Below are 21,259 nucleotides of genomic sequence, written 5' to 3' on the forward strand. Positions count from 1 at the left end.
GAACGCGACACATGGCTACCACCCCCCGCATCATCCAGTGCACCGCGCTGGCACTCGGCGTCGCCGGCGCGCTGGCCTTCGCCGCCCCGGCGCACGCTGCCGGCTTCCAGCTCAAGGAAAACAGCGTCAAGTCGCAGGGCACGTCCTTCGCCGGCACCGCCGCGAAGACCGGCGACAGCTCGGTCGTGACCAACAATCCGGCCGTGATGACCCAGTTCGACCGCACCACCGTGCAGGCCGACCTGACCGTCATCGACCTCAACTATGAATTCCAGGGCAGCGGCACCGATCCGCTCGGCCGTCCGCTGACCGGCGGCAACGGCGGCAACGCCGGCGACGTCACCCCGGTGCCGGCGCTGTCGGTCGTGCACAAGCTCGACAACGGCGTCGCCCTCGGCGCGATGATCAGCGCCCCGTTCGGCCTGAAGACCGAATACGACGCGGGCTGGGTCGGCCGCTACGCCGCGCAGACTTCGGACGTGCGGATCGTGGACCTGACCCTGTCGGGTGCGATCGACATCAGCGACCGCTTCTCGGTGGGCCTGGGCGTGATCGCCTCGCGCGCCGACGTGACCCTGTCGCGCGCCGTCGATTTCGGCGGCCTGCTGGCCGGTGCCCGTGTTCCGGGCTTCCTGCCGGGCAGCGCTGACGGCCTGGCCGAGATCCAGGGTGACGACAACGGCTTCGGCTGGCTGGTCGGCGCGCATTTCCGTCCGACCGATACCGTGTCGGTCGGCGTCAGCTACCGCTCCGAAATCGACTACGAGCTGGCCGGCACCGCCGACTGGACCGTGCCGGGCAATGCCGCCGCGGTGCTGGGCCAGGCGCAGCCGGGTCTGTTTCTCGACGGCCCCGGCGGCGCCGACCTGACCACCCCGTCGATCCTCAACATCGGCGCGACCTGGCAGGTCACCGATGCGCTGATGCTGTCGGCCACCTATGCCGAGACCGGCTGGTCGTCGCTGCGCGAAGTGCGTATCCAGTTCGAGAACCCGGATCCGGACTCGGTCGAGCCCTTCGAATGGCGTGACACCTACTTCGCCGCCCTCGGCGCCGAATACGCGCTCAACGAGACCTGGACGCTGCGTGGCGGCGTCGCGTACGACGAAACCCCGACCAGCCTCCAGCACCGCACCCCGCGCCTGCCCGATGCCAACCGCATCTTCTATTCGGTCGGCGCGACCTGGGCGATGAGCGACGCGTTCGACGTCAACTTCGCCTACACCCGCATCGAGCCGCGCAGCCCGCGGATCGACACCACCAGCGGCGGCAGCCGCGTCGCCGGCGGCTTCGACGGCAACGCCAACCTGTTCGGCGTGTCGGCGCAGTACCGCTTCTGATCCTCCGGATCGACGCGACATGGAGAGCCCCGCTTCGGCGGGGCGTTTTTTTACGGTCCGCCGGAACCCGCTGCGGCGTCGGGACCTTACCGCTGCAGGCACCTGCATGCCTGCAGCGCGGCGATGCGGGGCACGATCGGTCGCGCACATCGCCGCACACGACGCATCGCGCACGCGGGCGCCTGCGTCTCGAGGGCCGCGGCGATGTGCGCCCCGGCGTGTCATGCGGGACCGGCCTGCAGTCACTGGCCCGGGGCCTCGGCGGGCGGCCGTGCGCCCTCGCCGCGCGCGACCGCGCGCGGCAACGAAGCCGCGCCTTCGCGCAGCGGCGGGTGGCTCGCACCAGGCAGCGGTCCGTCCTACGCCGTGGCATCGCGTCACGTCCAGCGCGCGGTGCGGATGCGCCGGGCCGCGCGGCACGCGGCACGTCTGCCGACCTCGACGCGCGCCCACGGCGGGTCGGTCCCTGCCGGCCGCCGATGACGCCGGGGCACCTGACCGCAGTGCAGACTGCGCGGGTCCAACGTCGGCATGCCCGGCGCCACCCGTCCGGCATCCACTGATGATCCCGTCCGATGATCGCCGTCCTTCCGGGCACCACGCGCCATCAGCGACGCCCTGGCCGGGCCTGAGCGCGCACGACACCCTGACCGTCCCGGTGTGCGGCCCCGACTGGGCCTTGCCGTGCGGCGAGCGCATCGTCGACGGTCTGGTCTTCGTACCCAAGGCCGAGCTGCACATCACCCTGGCCGGGCGCGATGCGATCGCCGCGATCCGGGCCCGGCATGGCGGACCCGGCGCCGAGACATTGCTGCGCAGCGCCTTCGCCGCGTGCGACTGGCGCTACCGGCGCACGCGGCGCTTCCTGCGTCTGCGCAGACCGCAACCGCCCGGGCCGGATGCCGGATCGATCATCGAGCTGCTCGAGTTGCCGGGCCTCGCGACGTTCTACCGCGCGCTCGCCGACACCGGCACACCGCGCCCCGTGCCGCCGGCGCACGTGACCCTGTGGACCCATGCGAGGCCCCAGGGCATCGGGGTCGCGGACTCCGATGCCCTGGCGGCACTGTGCGTACGCGAGGTGTCGTTGGACGAACTCGGGCTCACGCGCATTTGAGCACGTCCCGAGCGTGCACGCCGCACGCGCCGCGCGCCCCGCGGGACGTCAGCCCGGAACCGCCTCGGTCGCGTCCGCGTGCCAGCGGGCGAGCACGTCGTCCGGTGGCACCGGGCGGGCGATCCGGTATCCCTGGATCTGGTCGCAGCCGGCAGCGCGCAGAAAGTCGTGCTGGGCCTGGGTCTCCACGCCTTCGGCCACCACGCACAGGCCGAGGCCGTGGGCCATCGCCAGGATCGCGGTGGTGATGGCCTCGCCGTCGCCGGGAATGTCGCGTACGAAGGTCATGTCGATCTTCAGTGCGTCGATCGGCAGGCGCTGGAGGTAGGCCATCGACGAATAGCCGGTGCCGAAATCGTCGATCGCCAGGCGCAGGCCGCGCGCGCGCAGGCGTGCGAGCAGGCCGATGGCGAGATCCGCCTCCTCCATCAGCACGCTTTCGGTGATCTCCAGCTCGAGGCAGGCGGGGGCGAGGCCGAATTCCCCGAGCAGCGCGTCGATGAAGTCGGGCAGCTGCTCGTCGCGGGTCTGGCGGACCGACAGGTTGACCGCGACCCGCACCCCCGAGAATCCGGCCCCGCGCCACGCCGCGAGCTGACGGCAGGCCTCGCGCAGTACCCAGCGGCCGATCGGCACGATCAGACCGGACTCCTCGGCGATCGGCACGAACACCGCAGGGGACACGGGCCCCAGTGTCGGATGGTCCCAGCGCAGCAGGGCCTCCACGCCGGTCAGCGCGCCGCTGCGGGTGTCCACCTGGGCCTGGTAGTGCAGCGCCAGTTCGTCCTGTTCCAGGGCGCGGCGCAGATCCGTCTGCAGCCGCAGCCGTTCGGCCATCGCCTCGCGCAGCCGCGGATCGAAGAACGCGACCCGGTTGCGACCGTGGCGCTTGGCCTCGTACATCGCCGCGTCGGCGTTGCCGGCGAGATCGTGGAACTCGCTCGAATCCTGCGGGTAGAGGCTCACCCCGGCGCTGGCGGTGACGTAGAGCTCGTGGCCGGCGATGCGGAACGGGGCGGCGAATTGCGCCAGCACCCGTTGCGCGACCACGTCCGCCTCCGCCGCGGTGGCGACGGGATGCATCAGCACCGCGAATTCGTCGCCGCCGAGCCGGAACAGCTGGTCCTCGGCGCGGATCGCGGACGCCAGGCGGGTGCCCACCTGGCGCAGCAGTTCGTCGCCGCCGAGGTGGCCCAGCGTGTCGTTGATCTCCTTGAAGCGGTCCATGTCCAGCTGCAGCAGCGCGTGCCGCGACTGCGCGCGCGCATCGCGCGCGCGGTGCAGGGTGGCGTTGAAGGCGTTGCGGTTGAGCTGGCCGGTGACCGGATCGTGGTGCGCGAGATGGTCGAGCCGGGCCTCGGCCAGGCGCATGCGCAGCCGCATCCGGCGCAGCAGCGGCAGGCTCAACGCCAGCGCCACCATCGCCGCGACCAGGAAGGCGCCGGCGAACGCCAGCAGGCGGCTGAACACCCGCTGCAGCGAGACCTCCAGCACCACCGCGCCGAGCGGCGCGCCGGCATGTTCGATCGGCGCCGAGACCCGGGTGCAGTCCAGCCCGCAGTCGCCCATGCCGTCGACCGCGCCCACGGCCACGTAGGTGGCCAGCACCGTTCCGGTCTCGTCCTCGATGCGCGCCGCGCGCACCGTGGATGCCGCGCTCAGCGCGTCGAGCATCTCGGCCGCCACCACCCGATCCTCGAACAGCACCGCGGCGGCACTGTTGAGGGCGACGATGCGGGCCTGGGCGCCGGCGTCCTCGACCAGTTCCCGGCGCAGGCCGACGTACTGCAGCAGCGCCAGCACGACGCCGGCCATCGTCAGCACCAGGACCGAGGCGAGCAGGCTCGAACGTTCGAAACTGCGGCCCAGCCGATCGGCGTCCTCGCGGGTCACAGCACGCGCCTGGCCAGGCGCAGCAGCCGGCTGCTGAAGGTCACGCCGGCATCGCTGGCCACTGCGGCGTCCACGTCGAAGCGCAACCGCGCGCCGTCGCGGCCCAGCGCCACGGAGGTCACCGCGTCGGGCAGCACGCAGCCGTCGCAGACCACCAGCCGGCCGGGCTGCGCCGACACCGCCGGCGACGCGGCGGCGCGCACCAGCACGTCGCAACCGGCCGGCATGTCCCGCGCGGCGCGGAAGCTCAACCGGCGCTCGGCGACCTGGCGCCCGTCGAGCGTCGCCAGCGCCGCGGACAGCCCGGGGTCGACTGCGGTGCAGACCACCAACACCTCGCGGCGCAGCGGACCGTCCCAGCTGGCGAAACTGATGATGTTGTAGACGAACGCCGCCTTGAGCGCGTTTTCCTCCACCTGGGCCAGCGCCGGCGCGCACAGCGCCAGCAGCACGGCGAGCGCCGCGCCCGCCGGGCGCACGCGGCGCCGGGACCGGGGAACGGGGCGCGCAGCCATCAGAAGCGCCAGAGCAGGTCGAGGTGGGCCGCGCGGCCGCGACGCGGGATCGCGTCGGGCAGGAACTCCGGACCCACGGGATCGGCGTACCGGCGGTCGAACAGGTTCTCGACGCCGAGCGCCAGCTCCAGGCGACTGCCCGGCACGGCCCACAGCAGGTTGGCATCGGTCACGGTGGCGCCGCCGACCGTGCCGTCGCGGGTGGCGCGGCGCGAGGTGTAGCGGCTGCCCAGGGCGAGCGAGACCGTCTCGCCCAGCGGCGCGGTGACGTAGGCCTTCGCGAGGTGTCTGGGCGAGTTCACCGGCTGACCGTGTTCCTCCCAGCCGTCCACCTTGGCGTAGGCGTAACTCGCACGCAGCTGCACGCCGCCGGACCAGCGGTGCAAGAGGCTGGTTTCGAGCCCCTTGCTGCTCGCGGTGGCGGCGTTCCGCAGGGTCAGCATCTCCCCGTCTTCCACGAGGCTGATCAGGTTGTGCAAGCGGTAGCTGTACACGCCGACATCGACCTGGGTCGCCGCCCCGAGCTCGTGGCTCAGCAGCAGCTCGACGGTGCGGATGTGCTCGGCACCGAGTCCCGGGTTCGCGCGCTGTCCGCCCGGGCCCTGGGCTTCGTAATAGCGCTCGTAGGCATTGGGGGCGCGGAAGGCCCGCCCGGTGATCGCCTTGAGCGTCGTCCCCGGGCGCAGCGTGCCGACCAGCGCCAGGCGGGGATTCAGGCGCACGTTGCCGCCGTCCTCGCTGTCGAGCCTCAGGCCGGTCGACAGCGACCAGTCCGGAGTCCAGCTCCATTCGTCGTTGAGGTAGACGCCCACACGCTCGGCGGCCTGGTGCGAGTCGAGATGGACCTCGTACGGCGCGGGGTCGAAATTGCGCTGGTCGACGTCGCGCTTGACGACGACCTCGACGCCGGCGGCGATCACGTGGCGCTCGAACGCGCGCGTGACGAGGCCGGTCTCCACGGCCAGCGACCGGCCCCGCGCGACATCGCGGTTGATCACTTCGTAGACGTAGTTGCCCACGTAGCGGAAGTCGAGGAGGCGGCCCTGGACGTAGGCGTCGGTCACCGGGCTCAGTGCACGGGTCCAGTCCACGCCCAGCACCGCCCAGCGGTCGTCGATGTCCGACCCCGGGGCGCCGAACACCTGTTCGTAGTTCGCGGTGGGAATGTCCTTGGTGCGCTGGCCGGCGATCAGCGACAGGTTGAGATCGCCGCTGCGGTGACGCACGAACAGCCGGCGCGCCCGCATCCCGTCGAGCCCGCGGGCGACACCGTCGCCCGTCTCGTCGGCGTAGACCGGCAGCGCGAGATCGTCGCCCGCGCTGCGTGTGACATCGGCCGACAGCAGGGTCTCGCCCAGCGCCCCGCGCACGGCCAGCGAGGCGCGCACGGCACGCTGCCCCTGGCTGCCGGCGATCAGGTCCAGTTCGCCGCGCTCGACCGAGGCGGCGTCGCGGGTCATCACGTTGATGACCCCGAAGAACGCGTTCGAACCGTACAGCGCCGAACCCGGGCCGGGCACGTACTCGATGCGTTCGATCAGCTCGACGTCGAGCGGAAACTCCCAGCCCACCGGGCCCTGGCTGTAGACCGGGTCGTTCATCCGGTGTCCGTCGACCAGGAGCAGGAACCGCGTGCCGAAATCGCCCGGGCGCAGGATGCCGCGTGCGCCCAGAAACGTGTAGCCGCGATCGTCGCTGACGTGCAGGCCCGGCAGGCTCTCCAGCGCCTGGGCCAGGGTGCGCCAGCCGTGACGGCGGATGTCGTCGGCGGTGATCACGCGCACGGCGGACGGCGCACGGCTGGCCTTCTGCTGGAACCGCGACGCCGTCTGGACTTCCATGTCGAGCAGCTGCTCGAACGGAATGGCGGTGAGATCCGCGGTCCCGGGCTGGGCGAGCGCGCCCGTCGCGGTGGCGGCCAGCAGGGCCGCGCACAGGCGGGCGATGCGGCGGGGCATCGGCGCCGGGGGCGGATGCGCGCGGGTCATTGGATGCATCGGTCGTCGGCAGGTCGTTGGGCGGGGGCGCCCTCGGTTCCGGTATCGGCCCCGTGTGCCGGTTCTTGACCGCCGGTGCGGCGGGACGCGTCCTTCCGGCGTGGCGTGCCGGGCCGGCGCGCGAGACCGGCCGCGCCCGGTCAGGCGGCGATGCGCGCCAGCAGCCAGGCCCAGGCCGGCAGTGTGAGCATCGACAGCAGGATGCCGTAACCCACCAGGGCCGCCGCCAGCCGCGGCGCCAGGCCCGCGGCGATCGCCAGCGCGGCCGCCGTGATCATGCTCGGCATCGCCGCCTCGAGCACGTTCGCCTGCAGCAGGGTGCCGGACATGCCGAACGCCAGGGACACCGGCAGCGCGATGGCCGGCATCACCAGCAGCTTGAGCACCAGACCCGTGGCCAGTGGACGCAGCTCCTGCGCCGGCAGGCGCAACCGGATCGACAGACCCACCGCCAGCATCACCAGCGGCAGCAGGGCATTCGCCAGGCTGCGCAGGCCGCTGTCGATCCAGCCCGGCGGCTCGGCCGGCATCACGGTCAGTGCGACGGCCAGTGCCCAGAGCGGCGGGAAGCGTAGCATCCGTCCGATGATCTGGCGCGCCGTCGGCGGCGTGTCGCCGGCGTAGCGCGCGATCACCGCCAGGCCGAACGTCGATAGCAGCACGAAGGTGCCGAACTGGTCGTAGACCACCGCATAGGCCACCGCGTCCTCGCCCAGCAGCGCGCCGATCATCGGATAGCCGATGAAGCTGCTGTTGCACAGCGCCACGCACAGCAGCACGACCGCGGTCTCGTCCCGCGCGAAATGCAGCAGGCGTGCCAGCGGCCAGACCAGGGCCACCGTCGCCGCCGTCAGCACCCACGGGGTCAGCGCCAAGCCCACGAGCGCGGGATCGAACCGCAGCGACGGCACGTGCACCAGGACCGCGGCCGGCAGACAGACCAGCAGCACCACGCGATTGAGCACCTCGGCGGCGCCGTCGGGGAGCACGCCGAAACGCGCGAACAGCATGCCCAGCGCGAGCATCGCCAGGATCAGGGCAAAGGCATCGAAGGCCATGGGCCGTCAGGACTGCGGGGGAGGCGGCATGGTAGCGGCAGGCGATACGCCCGAGGCACGGCCCGGCTGCGACGTGCCGCGGTCGACGGGGACGCGCCGCAGGTCAGACGTGCGCAAGGCAGCGCGGCAACGGACATCGACCATCGCGCAGGTCCGTCCGCGCCGGGCGCCCGACCGGCGCCACGCGCTGCGCCAGGCCGTGGCGCCTGCGGGCGACGCCGCCCGGTCGTTCGATGCGCGGTCGGCAGGTCATGCCCGGCTCGGACCTGCGACGTCGCACCGGCGTCCACGGGCCGGGCACGGGCGTCCGCGCGCAGGCGGCGACGCCTGCTGCGCGGGCCCGCGCCTGCCCGTCAGGACGGACATCCGGCCCCGTCGAGCGCCCACCACCGTGTCAGGCGGTGGCGATGCGTCCGTTCCGCCTGCACTCGCGGGCGGGCGTGTCGCGCGCGACGGGTGCTTCATGCGCCGCCTTCCCCCGTGCCCGCCTGCCGCGGCACGGCGGACCGTCGCAGCCGCGGCAACACACCCGGCCCGCCGGAGGCGGCGGGCGTGCGCCCGCGGACGAAGCCGTGCTCCGTCCGAGGCGCTCAGTCGCTCCGGCCCGCCGAGGCGCGGCGGGCGCTCACCTTCGCAGTCGCGCGAGGCGTGCCCCGCGAGCCGTGGCTGCTCATGCGGCCCGCCCGGGCCGGCAGGCGTTTCGTTCGCGCACGACGCGGGGCTTCGTCAGCCGCGCTCACTCACCCAAGGTCAGCAGGGAGGCGTTGCCGCCGGCGGCGGTGGTGTTGATGGTGACCGTCTTCTCGGTGGCGAACCGCGGCAGGTAGTGCGGGCCACCGGCCTTCGGACCCGTGCCGGACTGGTTCTGGCCGCCGAAGGGCTGCACGCCGACCACCGCGCCGATCTGGTTGCGGTTGACGTAGATGTTGCCGACCTTCGCGCGCTGGACGATGCGCTCCACCGTCTCGTCGATCCGCGAGTGGATGCCGAGGGTCAGGCCGAAGCCGGTGGCGTTGATCGCGTCGACCACCGCATCGAGCTGGTCGGCGCGGAAGCGGATCACGTGCAGGGCCGGGCCGAAGTTCTCGCGGGTGAGCTGATCGATCGAGGCCAGCTCCCACGCGCGCGGCGCGAAGAAGGTGCCGTGCTCGGTGCCGGCGCCCAGCGGGGCCTCGGCGATGAAGGTCGCCGTGCCCTGCATGCGCGCGGCGTGCTCGTCGAGCAGGCACTTGGCATCGGTGTCGATCACCGGACCGACGTCGGTCGACAGTAACGCCGGATCCCCGACCGTCAGCTCGGCCATCGCACCGGCGATCATCCCGACCACCTTGTCGGCGATGTCGGCCTGCACCAACAGCACGCGCGCGGCCGAGCAGCGCTGGCCAGCCGAGGTGAATGCCGAGGCCAGCGCGTCCTTGACCAGCTGCTCGGGCAGGGCCGAGGAATCGGCGATCAGCGCGTTCTGGCCGCCCGTTTCGGCGATCAGCACGCCGATGGCAGCGTCGCGCGCGGCCATCGCGCGGTTGATCGCACGCGCCGTGTCTGTGGACCCGGTGAAGGCCACGCCCGCCACGCGCGGGTCCGACGTCAGCGCCGCGCCGACCGTCGCGCCGTCGCCCGGCAGGTACTGGAGCACGTCCTTCGGGATGCCCGCCTCGTGCAGCAGCTTCACCGCCTCGAAGCCGACCAGGGTGGTCTGTTCGGCGGGCTTGGCGATGACGCTGTTGCCGGCGGCCAGTGCGGCCGCGATCTGCCCGGCGAAGATCGCCAGCGGGAAGTTCCACGGGCTGATGCAGACGAACACGCCGCGGCCCGCGAGCTGCAGCGCATTCGACTCGCCGGTGGGCCCGGGCAGGGCTTCGGGCACGAAGGCGCTGCGCGCCTGGCCGGCGTAGTAACGCAGGAAATCCACCGCCTCGCGCACTTCGGCCACGCCGTCGGGAATCGTCTTGCCGGCCTCGCGCGTGCACAGCGCGATGAACTGCGGCATGCGCTGCTCGAGCAGGTCGGCGGCGTGTTCGAGGATGGTCGCGCGCGACGCGACGGGCGTGGCATCCCAGCCCGGTTGGGCGACGACCGCGTTGGCCAGCGCGCGCTCGACGGTGGCGGCATCTGCCGCGAGCCATTCACCCACGCGCACCCGGCGGTCGGCCGGATTGGTGACTTCGACCGCCGGGCCGGCGGCCTGCGCGCCGGGCACCAGCGGTGTGGCAGACCAGCTGGCCGGCGCGGCCTGGATCTGCGCGGCGAGTTCGGCCAGCTCTGCGTCGTTGGCGAGATTGACGCCCATGGAATTGCTCCTGTCGTGCGACTGGCTGCGGTAGAGGTCGACCGGCAGCGGAATGCGGGGATGAGGAATCGATTCGAAACCGGCGACGACCTCGACCGGGTCGCGGATCAGGTCGTCGATCGCGACGTCCTCGTCGCTGATCCGGTTGACGAAGCTGGAGTTGGCGCCGTTCTCGAGCAGGCGGCGCACCAGGTACGGCAGCAGGTCCTCGTGCGAGCCCACCGGCGCATAGACGCGGCAGGGCACATCCAGGCGCGCGGCCGGAATGACCTCGGCGTAGAGGTCGTCGCCCATGCCGTGCAGCTTCTGGAACTCGAACGGCGCGCCGTGCCCGCGCGCGGGCAGCAGGCGCGCGGCGATGCGGTGCACCGCGGCGATGGTGTGCGCGTTGTGGGTGGCGAACATCGGATAGACCGCGTCGGTGGCGGACAGCAGCCGGCACGCGTTCGCGAGGTAACTGACGTCGGTATTGGGCTTGCGGGTGAAGACCGGATAGCCGGGATGGCCCTCCACCTGGGCGCGCTTGACCTCGCTGTCCCAGTAGGCGCCCTTGACCAGGCGCACCGGGATGCGCCGGCCGAGCGTGCGCGCCAGCGCCGCGATCCAGTCGATGACCATCGGTGCCCGCTTCTGGTAGGCCTGCACGACGATGCCGAAGCCGTTCCAGCCCGCCAGCGACGCGTCGCCGAGCACGCGCTCGATCAGGTCGAGCGAAAGTTCGAGGCGGTCGGTCTCCTCGGCATCGATGGTCAGGCCGATGCGGTAGCGCTGCGCGCGCCGGGCGAGATCGAGCAGGCGCGGCGCCAGCTCGGCGAGCACCCGCTCGCGCTTGGCGTGCTCGTAGCGCGGATGCAGGGCCGAGAGCTTGACCGAGATCGACGGCGCGCCGATCTCGTCGACGAACGCGGCCGATCCGTCGCGCTGCCGCGGGGCGGACTGGCCGATCGCGTCGATCGCGTCGCGGTAGGCCTTGAGGTAGCGGTCCGCGTCGCGCTGGGTCAGGGCGGCCTCGCCGAGCATGTCGAACGAGTAGCGGTAGGCCGCATTGCCGCCCTTGCGGCTGCGCGCCAGCGCCTCGCCGATCGTCCGGCCCATCACGAACTGGTGGCCCATGATGCGCATCGCCTGGCGCACCGCGAGCCGGATGACGGGCTCGCCCACCCGGCCCACCAGCCGCTTGAACGCGTTGTGCGCGTCGCGCTTGGTCTCGTCGGCGAGATCCACGAGCCGTCCGGTCAGCATCAGCCCCCAGGTCGAGGCATTGACCAGCACCGAGTCGGACCGGCCCATGTGCTTGCGCCAGTCGGCCTCGCCGAGCTTGTCGCGGATCAGGCGGTCGGCGGTGTCCTCGTCGGGAATGCGCAGCAGGGCCTCGGCCACGCACATCAGCAGCACGCCTTCCTCGCTGCCGAGGTCGTACTGCTGCATGAAGGCCTCGATCGCGCCCCGGTCCCGGGCGCGGGTGCGCACCCGCCGTACCAGGTCGGCGGCGGTCGCCTGGATCGCGGCCCGGTCGGCCTCGCTCCAGTCGGCGAGGGGCTGGCGGGCCTGGGCGAGCAGGGCGCGCACGTGCGCGGCCTCGTCGAGGCTCCAGGCGGCGGTGATCGCCGCGCGCAGCGGCACGAGGGTGGCCGCCGGGGAGGCGGGCGACAGGCTGGCGTTCAAGGCGGAAACCGGCGGTGACAGACGCGGAATTCTAGCCTGCCCACCCGCCTGCGACTGTGCGTCTCACGGTCGTTGTACCGGGCCGCGACCCGGTCCGGCCGCCTGCCGACGCCTCATGGCGCGTTGCAGCACGGCGCTGTCAAGAGGGCCGGCGCAGACTCGGCTTGCCCCTGCCGATTGCCGACAGCTACCATTCATGGGTTATTTGCAGTACGCCGCCGCTCCTGCGCACGCACCACCGGTCGTCCCGACGGTCGCGGACCGGACGCGTTCCCGCCAGCCAACGCCAGCTCAGGCATGGGGTCCGATGTGAAGCAAGCCCGTCGTTTCAAGCAGTGCGTGTGGGGACTCGCCGCACTGGCGCTGTCCGCGAGCGTCGCGGCCCAGTCCGCCGATCCCCGGCCGTGGCAGCTGAACATGGGGCGGGGCGTCACCGCGACCTCGCAGCACGCCTACGAGGCCCACATGCTGGCGCTGTGGATCTGCGTGGCGATCGGCGCGCTGGTGTTCGGCGCGATGGCGGTGGCGATGTTCCGCTTCCGCAAGTCGCGCGGGGTCACCGCGGCCACCTTCACCCACAACACCACGGCCGAGATCATCTGGACGGTCGTGCCGATCCTGATCCTCGTGGCGATGGCGGTGCCGGCGACCCGCAAGCTGATCCAGATGTACGACACCCGCGACTCGCAGATGACCGTCAAGGTCACCGGCGCCCAGTGGATGTGGCATTACGAATACATGGGCGAGGACGTCACCCTGACCAGCCGCCTAGACCGAGGCAGCGACCGCCTGCGCCAGAACCGCGCCACCACCCGCGCCGAGCTCGATGCCCACGGGCACTACCTGCTGGACGTCGACAACGTCCTGGTGCTGCCCACCGACACCAAGATCCGCTTCGTCATCACCGCCGACGACGTGATCCACTCGTGGTGGGTGCCGGCTTTCGGGTGGAAGCAGGACGCAATTCCCGGCCTGGTCAACGAGGCCTGGACCGAGATCCTCGAGCCGGGCGTCTACCGCGGCCAGTGCGCCGAACTCTGCGGCAAGGACCATGCGTTCATGCCGATCGTCGTGCGCGCGGTCCCGCCGGCGGAATTCGACGCCTGGCTGGCGGCGGAGAAAGCCCGCAATGCGCCGGCCGAGCCGCTGCCCGCCGCGCCCGCGCCGGTCCCCGCGCCTGCCGCCGACGACGCCACCGCGCAGTCGCCTTCCGCTCCTGCCGCGCCCGCGGCCGGCTGATCGTTCCGAGGTCCATCGCCCATGTCGACGCACACCGCCACTGCCGACGCGCACCACGACGATCACGGCCACAGCCAGGGTTTCGTGCAGCGCTGGTTCTTCTCCACGAACCACAAGGACATCGGCACGCTCTATCTGCTGTTCGCGTTCGTGATGTTCATCATCGGCGCGGGAATGAGCATGGTGATCCGTGCCGAGCTGGCCGCCCCCGGCCTGCAGCACGTCAGCCCGCACTTCTTCAACCAGATGACCACCATGCATGCGCTGGTGATGATCTTCGGCGGGGTGATGCCGGCGTTTGTCGGTCTCGCCAACTGGATGATCCCGCTGCAGATCGGCGCGCCGGACATGGCGCTGCCGCGCATGAACAACTGGTCGTTCTGGATCCTGCCGTTCGCCTTCACCCTGCTGCTCGGCACGCTGTTCCTGCCCGGCGGCGGGCCGGCCGGCGGCTGGACGCTGTATCCGCCGCTGTCGCTTCAGTTCGGCAGCGCGACCTCGCTGACGATCTTCGCCATCCACATGATGGGCATCAGCTCGATCATGGGCGCGATCAACGTCATCGCCACCATCCTCAACATGCGCGCCCCGGGCGTCGACCTGCTGAAGATGCCGATCTTCTGCTGGACCTGGCTGATCACCGCGTTCCTGCTGATCGCGGTGATGCCGGTGCTGGCCGGCGCGGTCACGATGCTGCTGACCGACAAGTTCTTCATGACCTCGTTCTTCAACGCGGCCGGCGGTGGCGACCCGGTGATGTACCAGCACATCTTCTGGTTCTTCGGGCATCCCGAGGTCTACATCATGATCCTGCCGGCGTTCGGCATCGTCTCGGAGATCATCCCCACCTTCAGCCGCAAGCCGCTGTTCGGCTACCAAGCGATGGTCTACGCCACGGCGGCGATCGCGTTCCTGAGCTTCATCGTCTGGGCCCACCACATGTTCACCGTGGGCATGCCGCTGGGCGGCGAGATCTACTTCATGTTCGCGACGATGCTGATCTCGATCCCGACCGGCGTGAAGATCTTCAACTGGGTCTCCACGATGTGGCGCGGGTCGCTGACCTTCGAGGCGCCGATGCTGTGGGCGGTGGCCTTCGTGATCCTGTTCACCATCGGCGGCTTCTCCGGTCTGATGCTCGCGATCGTGCCGGCGGACTTCCAGTACCACGACACCTACTTCGTGGTCGCGCACTTCCACTACGTGCTGGTCACCGGCGCGCTGTTCTCGATCATCGCCGCCACCTACTACTGGTGGCCGAAGTGGACCGGGCGCATGTACAGCGAGTTCTGGGCCAAGGTGCAGTTCTGGTGGACGATCGTCTTCGTCAACCTGCTGTTCTTCCCGCAGCACTTCCTCGGCCTGGCCGGCATGCCGCGGCGCATTCCCGACTACAACGTCGTGTTCGCGGACTGGAACCTGATCAGCTCGGTCGGCGCGTTCGGCATGTTCGTCACGCCGTTCATGATGTTCGCGATCCTGCTGCACTCGAAGCTGCGCGGCGCGCCCGCCGCGGCGCGCTCGTGGGAGGGCGCCAAGGGCCTGGAGTGGACGGTGCCGTCGCCGGCCCCGCACCACACCTTCGCCAAGCCGCCGATCCTCAAGCCCGGCGATCTTGCCCACGACGACATCAGTCATTGAGCCCGCGGAACCCACGGTCGCGACCATGCCCAATCCCGATGCCGACGCCGATCTCGCCACGCGGCGCCGTCGCGCCCGGCGCACGGCCCTGATGGTGGCCGTGATCGCCGCGGTGATCTACGTGGGCTTCATCCTGCGCGGGGTGCTGTCGGCATGAGCGCGCAACGCAAGACACTCGGCATCGGCACGCTGGTCGGCATCTCGATCGCCGCGTTCGCCTTCACGTTCTCGCTGGTGCCGCTGTACCGCATCGCCTGCGAGAAGGTCTTCGGCATCCGTCTCGAGAACAGTGCGGCGAGCGCGCCGGCCACCAGCGCCACGCCGGCCGAGCGCTGGGTGACGGTGGAGTTCGACGCGACGGTGAATTCGCGGTTGCCGTGGTCGTTCCGGCCCAACGAGACCCGCATGCGCGTGCGCGTCGGCGAACAGTACGAGACCACCTACTACGCCCACAACGACAGCGCGCAGCCGGTGGTCGGCAGCGCGACGCCGTCGGTGGCGCCCGCGCGCGCATCCGGGTATTTCCAGAAGACCGAATGTTTCTGCTTCACCGCGCAGACGCTCGAGGCCGGCGAAACCCGCGACATGCCGGTGCGTTTCATCGTCGATCCGTCGTTGCCGCCGGACGTCAACACGGTCACGCTGTCCTACACCTTCTTCAAGAACGATGTGTTGACCTCGCGGCTGGCCGCGCAGGTGGCCTCGGCGCCGGGACGCCCCGGGCCGGCTGCAGCGCCCTGACGCACGCGCATCGCCCTTCCGATCCGAATCCGCCACACGGACACCGCCATGGCCGACGCCAAGCCCGCTTCGCACGATCCCAACGTCTACTTCGTGCCGCACGACAGCAAGTGGCCGTTGTTCGCCTCGGTCGCGCTGTTCCTCACCATGCTGGGCCTGGCGAGCTGGTTCAACGAGGCGAGCTGGGGCCGGCCGATGTTCTTCGTCGGCGCCGCGCTGCTGTCGCTGATCCTGTTCAAGTGGTTCGCCGACGTCATCCTCGAATCGGTGTCGGGCTACTACAACAAGCAGGTCGACCTGTCCTTCCGCATGGGCATGGTGTGGTTCATCTTCTCGGAGATCATGTTCTTCGCCGCGTTCTTCGGCGCGCTGTTCTACGCGCGGACCCTGTCGCTGCCGTGGCTCGGCGGCGAGGGCAGTGGCGCGATGACCAACGCCGTCCTGTGGGACGGCTACAGCGCGGCCTGGCCGACCTCCGGCCCGGGCGAGGTGGGTGGCACGTTCCAGACGATCCCGGCCTGGGGGCTGCCGTTGCTCAATACGCTGATCCTGCTGGCGTCGGGCGTCACGATCACCATCGCCCACCACGCCCTGCGGGCCGCGCGCCGCACCCAGCTGCTGGTGTTCCTCGGCGCGACGATCCTGCTCGGCTGCGTGTTCCTGTTCTTCCAGATCGAGGAATACGTCCACGCCTACCGCGATCTCAACCTGACGATGGGTTCGGGCATCTACGGCTCGACCTTCTTCATGCTCACCGGCTTCCACGGCGCGCACGTGACGCTGGGCACGATCATGCTGATCGTCATCTGGCTGCGGTGTTATCGCGGCCACTTCACCAGGGAGAACCACTTCGCGTTCGAAGCGGTCGCCTGGTACTGGCACTTCGTCGACGTGGTCTGGCTGATCCTGTTCCTGTTCGTCTACGTCGTCTGATCCGGCCCTGCGAGTTCGCGCCGGCACGCGTGCGCGTCGCCGGCATGATGGACGGAGCGCGGGGCCTGCCGGGCGAAATCGTCCGCTGGACGATCCGTTGCCGGGCGTCAGCCGTATACCCCGTGTGGCCGGATCCATCCCATCGCGATCGCCAGCAGCACCAGGGCGATCAGCGCCACCGACAGGCCGATGCGGCGGGTCAGCGCCTTCACCGTGCGGTCTGTGCGTCCCTTGTCGGTCAGCATGTAGTACAGGCCGGCGCCCAGGTTCCACAGGATCAGCAGCACGAAGCCGATGATCAGCAGGGTCTTGAGCGAATCGTTGATCACCATGGCGGGCTCCGGGGCGCGCGGGACATGAGTGCAGTATCGCAGCGCCGGAGGGCCCGGGTGTGAGCCCGCGCACGACCCGTGTCGCCGGGTGGATCCTGGCCGTGTCGGTGATGGGCGTCTGCACCGCCCTCGGCGTCTGGCAGGTGTCGCGCATGCATGAGAAGCGGGCGATGCTCGAGGCGGTCGACGCGGTCCTCGCCCGGCGCGATGCGCGACCGCTCGCCGCCGCACATGCGCCGGAGCGCGAAGGTGCCTACGACTGGGCGGCAGGCGAGGGCCGCTTCGTCGATGCGCCGGCGTTCGTCCTCGACAACCAGATCCATGAGAGCCGTCCGGGCCTGCGCATCTATCGCCTGTTCCAGCCGGCCACCGGTGCCGCACCGCTGCTCGTCGATCTGGGCTGGACGCCGCTGGTGGACCGCACGACCCGCATGCCCGCGGCCGACGTGGTGGCCGGCGAGGGTCTGCTCGACACGCCAGTCGCGGTGCGCGGCCTGCTCGCACCGCCGCCGTCGAGCGGGCTCGCGCTCGGTCCCGCGCTCGCCGAAGGCTCGCGGTTGATGACCCGCTTCGATGCAGGGGCGATCGCCGCGGCCGCCGGCCTGCAGGCCCCGCCGCGGCGCGTGCTGCGTCTCGACCCGGCCCTGCCGCTGGGCTACGCACGCGATCTCGACGTGCTGCCGAACACGCTTCCGCCCGACAAACACCTGGGCTACGCCGTGCAGTGGTTCGGCCTGGCACTGGCCGCCCTGGTCACCGCCCTCGTTCTCACGTTCCGCAGGCCCCGCCGATGACCGTCGATCTTCCCCGTGCGCAGCGCGACCGCAACCGCATGCTGCTGGTGCTGATCGTGGTGCTGTTCCTCGGCAGCGCGCTCGTCGCCGGCGCCTTACGCTTCTCCGGCTGGCGGCCGAGCGGCATGCAGAACCGCGGCGAGCTGCTCGATCCGCCGGCCGACCTGCGGGCGCTGTCGCCGCGTCTCGCAGGTGGCGACTCCTACGCGTGGCGGCCGGCCGAACGCCGCTGGCGCATCCTCGTGGCGCCGCCTGCGGGCTGCGCGGCGCCGTGCGTCGAACTCGCGCGCGAGCTCGATCTCGTCTGGCAGCTGTTCGGACGCAATGCCGATCACGTCGACATCCTGTGGCTGGGCGCGGTGCCCGACGGCGCGGTGCGCAACGCGGCCTGGCGCGTGCTCGAGGCCGACCCGGCGTTGCGCGCCGCCCTGCCGCGCGTCGACGGCGCCCCCGGCGAAGCGGACAATGGCGTTCCCGCCTACGTCGTGGACCCCAACGGGTTCGTGATCCTGCGCTACGCACCCGGCTTCGATCCCGGGCATCTGCGCAGCGACATGGCCCGGCTGCTCAAGCTGAAATGATGACCCAGACCTCCCCCGTTTCCGGCAGCGTGTTCCGCCCCGCCGTGCACCGTCACTTCCACCGCATCGCGTGGCTGGCGGCGGCGCTGACCCTGTGCGTGATCGTGTTCGGTGCATTCGTCCGGCTCTCCGACGCCGGTCTCAGCTGCCCCGACTGGCCCACCTGCTACGGGCGCGCGGCCTGGCCGCAGACGGCCGAGGAAGTGGCCGACCATGCGGCCACCGCGGTCCGCGTGCTCGAGACCGACAAGGCCTGGCGCGAGCAGGTTCATCGTCATCTGGCCGCGGTGCTCGGCGTCTTCGTACTGGGGCTGGCGCTGCTGGCCGCGCGCCGGCGCCGCTACGGCGTGGCCCAGATCATCGGCGCGTCGTTGCTGGTGGCGCTGGCCATCCCGCTGTACATGGCCGGCCACGTGATGTCGGCCCTGGCCCTCGCGGCCGTCGGAGAAGCGATCCTGCTGCTCGCCGCCTTGCGCTGGTCGAACATCGACCTCGCGCGCGCGGCGGCGCTGACGCTGGCGGTGGTGATCTTCCAGGCTCTGCTGGGCAAATGGACGGTCACCATGCTGCTCAAGCCGGTGATCGTCATGGGCCACCTGATGGGCGGCATGCTGACGTTCTCGCTGCTGCTGTGGATAGCCTGGCGCGCGACGGTGCGACCGATCGTCCTCGTGCACGCCGATGTCCTGCGCCGCTGGACGATCGTCGCGATCGCCCTGGTGGCGGTGCAGATCGCCCTCGGCGGCTGGGTCAGCGCGAACTACGCGGCGCTCGCCTGCGGCGCGGGCGGCTGGACCACCGCGGTGCATCACTACATCGATTTCCCGCGATGCGTGGGCCAGTGGTGGCCGGAAGCGGACTTCCGCGAGGGCTTCGTGCTCTGGCGTGGCGTGGGCGTGGACTACGAGGGCGGGGTACTCGATGGCGCGGCGCGCATCGCGATCCAGCTCGCACACCGGGTGATGGGCGTGGTGGTGTTCGTGGGCCTGCTGGCGTTCGCGGCGCGGCTGCTGCGCACGCCCGGGCTGCGCGGCTGGGCGGTGACGCTGGGCCTGCTGACCTGCGCCCAGGTCCTGCTGGGCGTGCTCAACGTCAAACTGTCGCTGCCGCTCCCGGTCGCCGTGATGCACAACGGCGGCGCCGCGTTGCTTCTCTTCGTGCTGGTCTCGCTGCTGGCGCGGCTCAAGCGGCCCGACTGACATGGCCCACATCGCGAGCCAGTATTGGGAACTCACCAAGCCGCGCGTCGTCGCCCTGATCGTATTCACCGCGCTGGTGGGCATGTTCCTCGCGGTGCCCGGCCTGCCGCCGTGGCGCGAGAGCGTGTTCGGCCTGCTCGGCATCTGGCTGGCGGCGGCATCGGCGGCGGCGATCAACCACCTGATCGACCAGCGCATCGACAAGGTCATGGCGCGCACCGCGAACCGGCCGCTGGCGACGGGCACGTTGCGCCCGGTGCAGGTGCTGGTGTTCGCGCTGGCGCTGGGCGCGGTGTCGATGGCGATCCTGGTGCTGCTGGTCAACGTGCTGACGGCGGCGCTGACGTTCGCCTCGCTGATCGGCTATGCGGTCGTCTACACCGGATTCCTGAAGCGCGCGACGCCGCAGAACATCGTCATCGGCGGCATCGCCGGCGCGGCGCCGCCACTGCTGGGCTGGGCCGCGGTGACCAACATGCAGGGCCAGTGGGACTGGGCGCATGCACTGCTGCTGGTGCTGATCATCTTCGTGTGGACGCCGCCGCACTTCTGGGCGCTGGCGATCTTCCGCCGCGAGGACTACGCGCGCGCGCTGGTGCCGATGCTGCCGGTCACCCACGGCGTGGCGTACACGCGCTGGCAGATCCTGATCTACACCGTGCTGCTGGTGCTGGTGACCCTGCTGCCCACCGCGATCGGCATGAGCGGCCTGTTCTATCTCGGCGGCGCCGTGGTGCTCGGCCTGGTGTTCCTCTGGTACGCGTGGCGCCTGCTCGATCCGCCGGACGAGTTCTTCGCGATGCGGATGTTCAACTATTCCGTCGTCTACCTGATGGCGCTGTTCGCCTTCCTGCTGGTCGACCACTGGTTGCTGCCGTGGCTGCCGGGCGCCGGGGCCGCGGCCGGCGGCCTCGATTTCCAGCGCGTGGGGTGACACGACGGCCGCTCGCGCCTCGGAACGGCATCCGAGGCGCTGCTGGTCCCATGCGGACCGGAGACGGCACCTCGATGGCGCAGCGGCTGCGCGCCGCCTCTCCTGCGGTGGCTGGCGCGCGTCAGCCGCCGGCGAGCACGGTCGCGGTCGGCCGGGCGTGCAGGCAGGCATCCGGGTCGCCGTCCAGGCCGGCCGGCATCCCGCAGGCACGTGGCGCGAAATCCAGCGTCGGTCGCCAACCGGCCCGGCTGTCCGGCCGCAGGGCGACCTGGATGTCGACATCGCGTACCACGATGCGCGCCGTGCGATCGTCGGCAGCCGCGAGCGTCCAGCCGTCGAGGGTATGGGCCAGGGCGGGATCGAGCAGGCGATTGTCGTCGAGCAGGCCGCGCACGTGGTCGCGCGCGACCGCCTCGTCGCCGGCCGCGCCACTGGGTTCGATCGTGACGCTGGCCAGCATGCCGTCCTGCTGGCGGAACGACACGCGATCCGCCGGCACCGTGAACTGGCGTCCGTCGGGCAGGCGCAGGGTCACCTGCCGTGGCTGGTCGATCGCGTGCCCGGGGGCCAGACCGCCCTGGCGCTGCGGCCAGGCCAGATCGACCTGTTCGGTCACCGGCGCCGCAAGATCGATGTGCAGCGGCTTGACGAGCGCGGGTGGTGTCTCGATGCCGGCGCAGCCGACGAGCAGGACGCTTGCGAAAGCGCTGGCGAGCAAGGCCGCGCGGACGGGGACAGGGGACATCGGGTCTACCTGGAACGGGGGAGTGGGGCGGGGCACCGGACCGGGCACGTCTGCGCGGCCCTGGCCGATCGGTCTTCGACGGCCAGGGCGACCGGCCGTATGGCCATGCGTCGATCCTGTCGATTCCCCGCGCGGATCAGACCAGCGGGGGAGTTAAGGTCGCGTCGACGCGCGCTGCGCGCCGCAGGGTCCGCGTGCAGGCGCTGTCGCCGCGTTGGGCCATGCGCCAGCCCTGTTTCGCCGGG

18 protein-coding genes are annotated in these 21,259 nt (G+C 71.1%); 11 read left to right on the plus strand and 7 right to left on the minus strand.

The features are described from left to right. Positions 1-11: 11 nt before the first annotated feature. Together H0E82_RS01610 and H0E82_RS01615 are read left to right on the plus strand one after the other, a co-directional pair. On the plus strand, positions 12-1,340 hold the full coding sequence (locus tag H0E82_RS01610; RefSeq protein WP_180543225.1) for an OmpP1/FadL family transporter: 1,329 nt from the start codon (positions 12-14) through the stop codon (positions 1,338-1,340). 562 nt (positions 1,341-1,902) lie between these two features. Further along, entirely contained in the window at positions 1,903-2,457 is a 555-nt protein-coding gene (locus H0E82_RS01615) for a hypothetical protein (protein ID WP_180543226.1), read from the plus strand. Between the two features lie 48 nt (positions 2,458-2,505). On the opposite strand, the gene H0E82_RS01620 is transcribed toward H0E82_RS01615, so the two are convergent. From H0E82_RS01620 to putA, 5 genes are all read right to left on the minus strand, one after another. Further along, on the minus strand, positions 2,506-4,350 hold the full coding sequence (locus H0E82_RS01620) for a putative bifunctional diguanylate cyclase/phosphodiesterase (protein WP_180543227.1): 1,845 nt from the start codon (positions 4,348-4,350) through the stop codon (positions 2,506-2,508). Then, the gene (locus tag H0E82_RS01625; RefSeq protein ID WP_180543228.1) at positions 4,347-4,829 is read right to left on the minus strand and encodes a YfiR family protein; all 483 of its coding nucleotides are present in this window, start codon (positions 4,827-4,829) and stop codon (positions 4,347-4,349) included. Before H0E82_RS01625 ends, H0E82_RS01620 begins: the two co-directional genes overlap by 4 nt. A 35-nt stretch (positions 4,830-4,864) precedes the next feature. Continuing rightward, the gene (locus tag H0E82_RS01630; RefSeq protein ID WP_180543229.1) at positions 4,865-6,823 is read right to left on the minus strand and encodes a TonB-dependent receptor plug domain-containing protein; all 1,959 of its coding nucleotides are present in this window, start codon (positions 6,821-6,823) and stop codon (positions 4,865-4,867) included. 179 nt (positions 6,824-7,002) lie between these two features. Then, positions 7,003-7,920, minus strand: a complete 918-nt coding sequence (locus tag H0E82_RS01635; RefSeq protein WP_180543230.1) for an AEC family transporter — start codon at positions 7,918-7,920, stop codon at positions 7,003-7,005. A 736-nt stretch (positions 7,921-8,656) separates the two neighbouring features. After that, positions 8,657-11,875 (minus strand): bifunctional proline dehydrogenase/L-glutamate gamma-semialdehyde dehydrogenase PutA, encoded by a 3,219-nt coding sequence (putA, locus tag H0E82_RS01640; RefSeq protein WP_235974123.1) that lies wholly within the window; start codon positions 11,873-11,875, stop codon positions 8,657-8,659. Positions 11,876-12,184: 309 nt separating this feature from the next. Here putA and coxB point away from each other — a divergent pair, with 309 nt between their 5' ends. From coxB to H0E82_RS01660, 5 genes are read left to right on the plus strand one after another with little or no spacing between them, the layout of a single operon-like run. Continuing rightward, positions 12,185-13,114 (plus strand): cytochrome c oxidase subunit II, encoded by a 930-nt coding sequence (gene coxB, locus H0E82_RS01645; protein WP_328796925.1) that lies wholly within the window; start codon positions 12,185-12,187, stop codon positions 13,112-13,114. Between the two features lie 21 nt (positions 13,115-13,135). Beyond that, positions 13,136-14,755 (plus strand): cytochrome c oxidase subunit I, encoded by a 1,620-nt coding sequence (ctaD, locus tag H0E82_RS01650; protein WP_180543232.1) that lies wholly within the window; start codon positions 13,136-13,138, stop codon positions 14,753-14,755. 25 nt (positions 14,756-14,780) lie between these two features. Further along, a complete protein-coding gene (locus H0E82_RS16925) occupies positions 14,781-14,912 on the plus strand; it encodes a hypothetical protein (protein ID WP_268889881.1) in 132 nt (43 codons plus the stop codon). Then, positions 14,909-15,496 carry a cytochrome c oxidase assembly protein gene (locus tag H0E82_RS01655; protein ID WP_180543233.1) on the plus strand — a complete coding sequence of 196 codons (588 nt, stop codon included), beginning with the start codon at positions 14,909-14,911 and terminating at the stop codon, positions 15,494-15,496. The genes H0E82_RS16925 and H0E82_RS01655 overlap by 4 nt, the downstream gene beginning before the upstream one ends. Positions 15,497-15,544: 48 nt before the next feature. Next, positions 15,545-16,429 carry a cytochrome c oxidase subunit 3 gene (locus H0E82_RS01660; RefSeq protein WP_180543234.1) on the plus strand — a complete coding sequence of 295 codons (885 nt, stop codon included), beginning with the start codon at positions 15,545-15,547 and terminating at the stop codon, positions 16,427-16,429. A gap of 107 nt (positions 16,430-16,536) precedes the next feature. Here H0E82_RS01660 and H0E82_RS01665 read toward each other — a convergent pair whose 3' ends face one another. After that, on the minus strand, positions 16,537-16,755 hold the full coding sequence (locus H0E82_RS01665) for a twin transmembrane helix small protein (RefSeq protein ID WP_180543347.1): 219 nt from the start codon (positions 16,753-16,755) through the stop codon (positions 16,537-16,539). A 65-nt stretch (positions 16,756-16,820) separates the two neighbouring features. Here H0E82_RS01665 and H0E82_RS01670 point away from each other — a divergent pair, with 65 nt between their 5' ends. The 4 genes from H0E82_RS01670 to cyoE are packed head-to-tail and all read left to right on the plus strand — an operon-like array spanning position 16,821 to position 20,269. Next, the gene (locus H0E82_RS01670; RefSeq protein WP_180543235.1) at positions 16,821-17,555 is read left to right on the plus strand and encodes an SURF1 family protein; all 735 of its coding nucleotides are present in this window, start codon (positions 16,821-16,823) and stop codon (positions 17,553-17,555) included. Next, positions 17,552-18,136 carry a hypothetical protein gene (locus H0E82_RS01675; RefSeq protein ID WP_180543236.1) on the plus strand — a complete coding sequence of 195 codons (585 nt, stop codon included), beginning with the start codon at positions 17,552-17,554 and terminating at the stop codon, positions 18,134-18,136. The genes H0E82_RS01670 and H0E82_RS01675 overlap by 4 nt, the downstream gene beginning before the upstream one ends. Further along, a complete protein-coding gene (locus tag H0E82_RS01680; protein ID WP_180543237.1) occupies positions 18,136-19,335 on the plus strand; it encodes a COX15/CtaA family protein in 1,200 nt (399 codons plus the stop codon). Before H0E82_RS01675 ends, H0E82_RS01680 begins: the two co-directional genes overlap by 1 nt. Before the next feature lies 1 nt (position 19,336). Continuing rightward, entirely contained in the window at positions 19,337-20,269 is a 933-nt protein-coding gene (gene cyoE, locus H0E82_RS01685) for a heme o synthase (RefSeq protein ID WP_180543238.1), read from the plus strand. A 121-nt stretch (positions 20,270-20,390) separates the two neighbouring features. Here the strand turns inward: cyoE and H0E82_RS01690 are convergent, their stop codons facing one another. Continuing rightward, positions 20,391-21,014 (minus strand): hypothetical protein, encoded by a 624-nt coding sequence (locus H0E82_RS01690; protein WP_180543239.1) that lies wholly within the window; start codon positions 21,012-21,014, stop codon positions 20,391-20,393. Positions 21,015-21,259 lie beyond the last annotated feature (245 nt).

It is taken from the genome of Luteimonas deserti (genome assembly GCF_013425765.1).
Taxonomy (GTDB): domain Bacteria; phylum Pseudomonadota; class Gammaproteobacteria; order Xanthomonadales; family Xanthomonadaceae; genus Luteimonas; species Luteimonas deserti.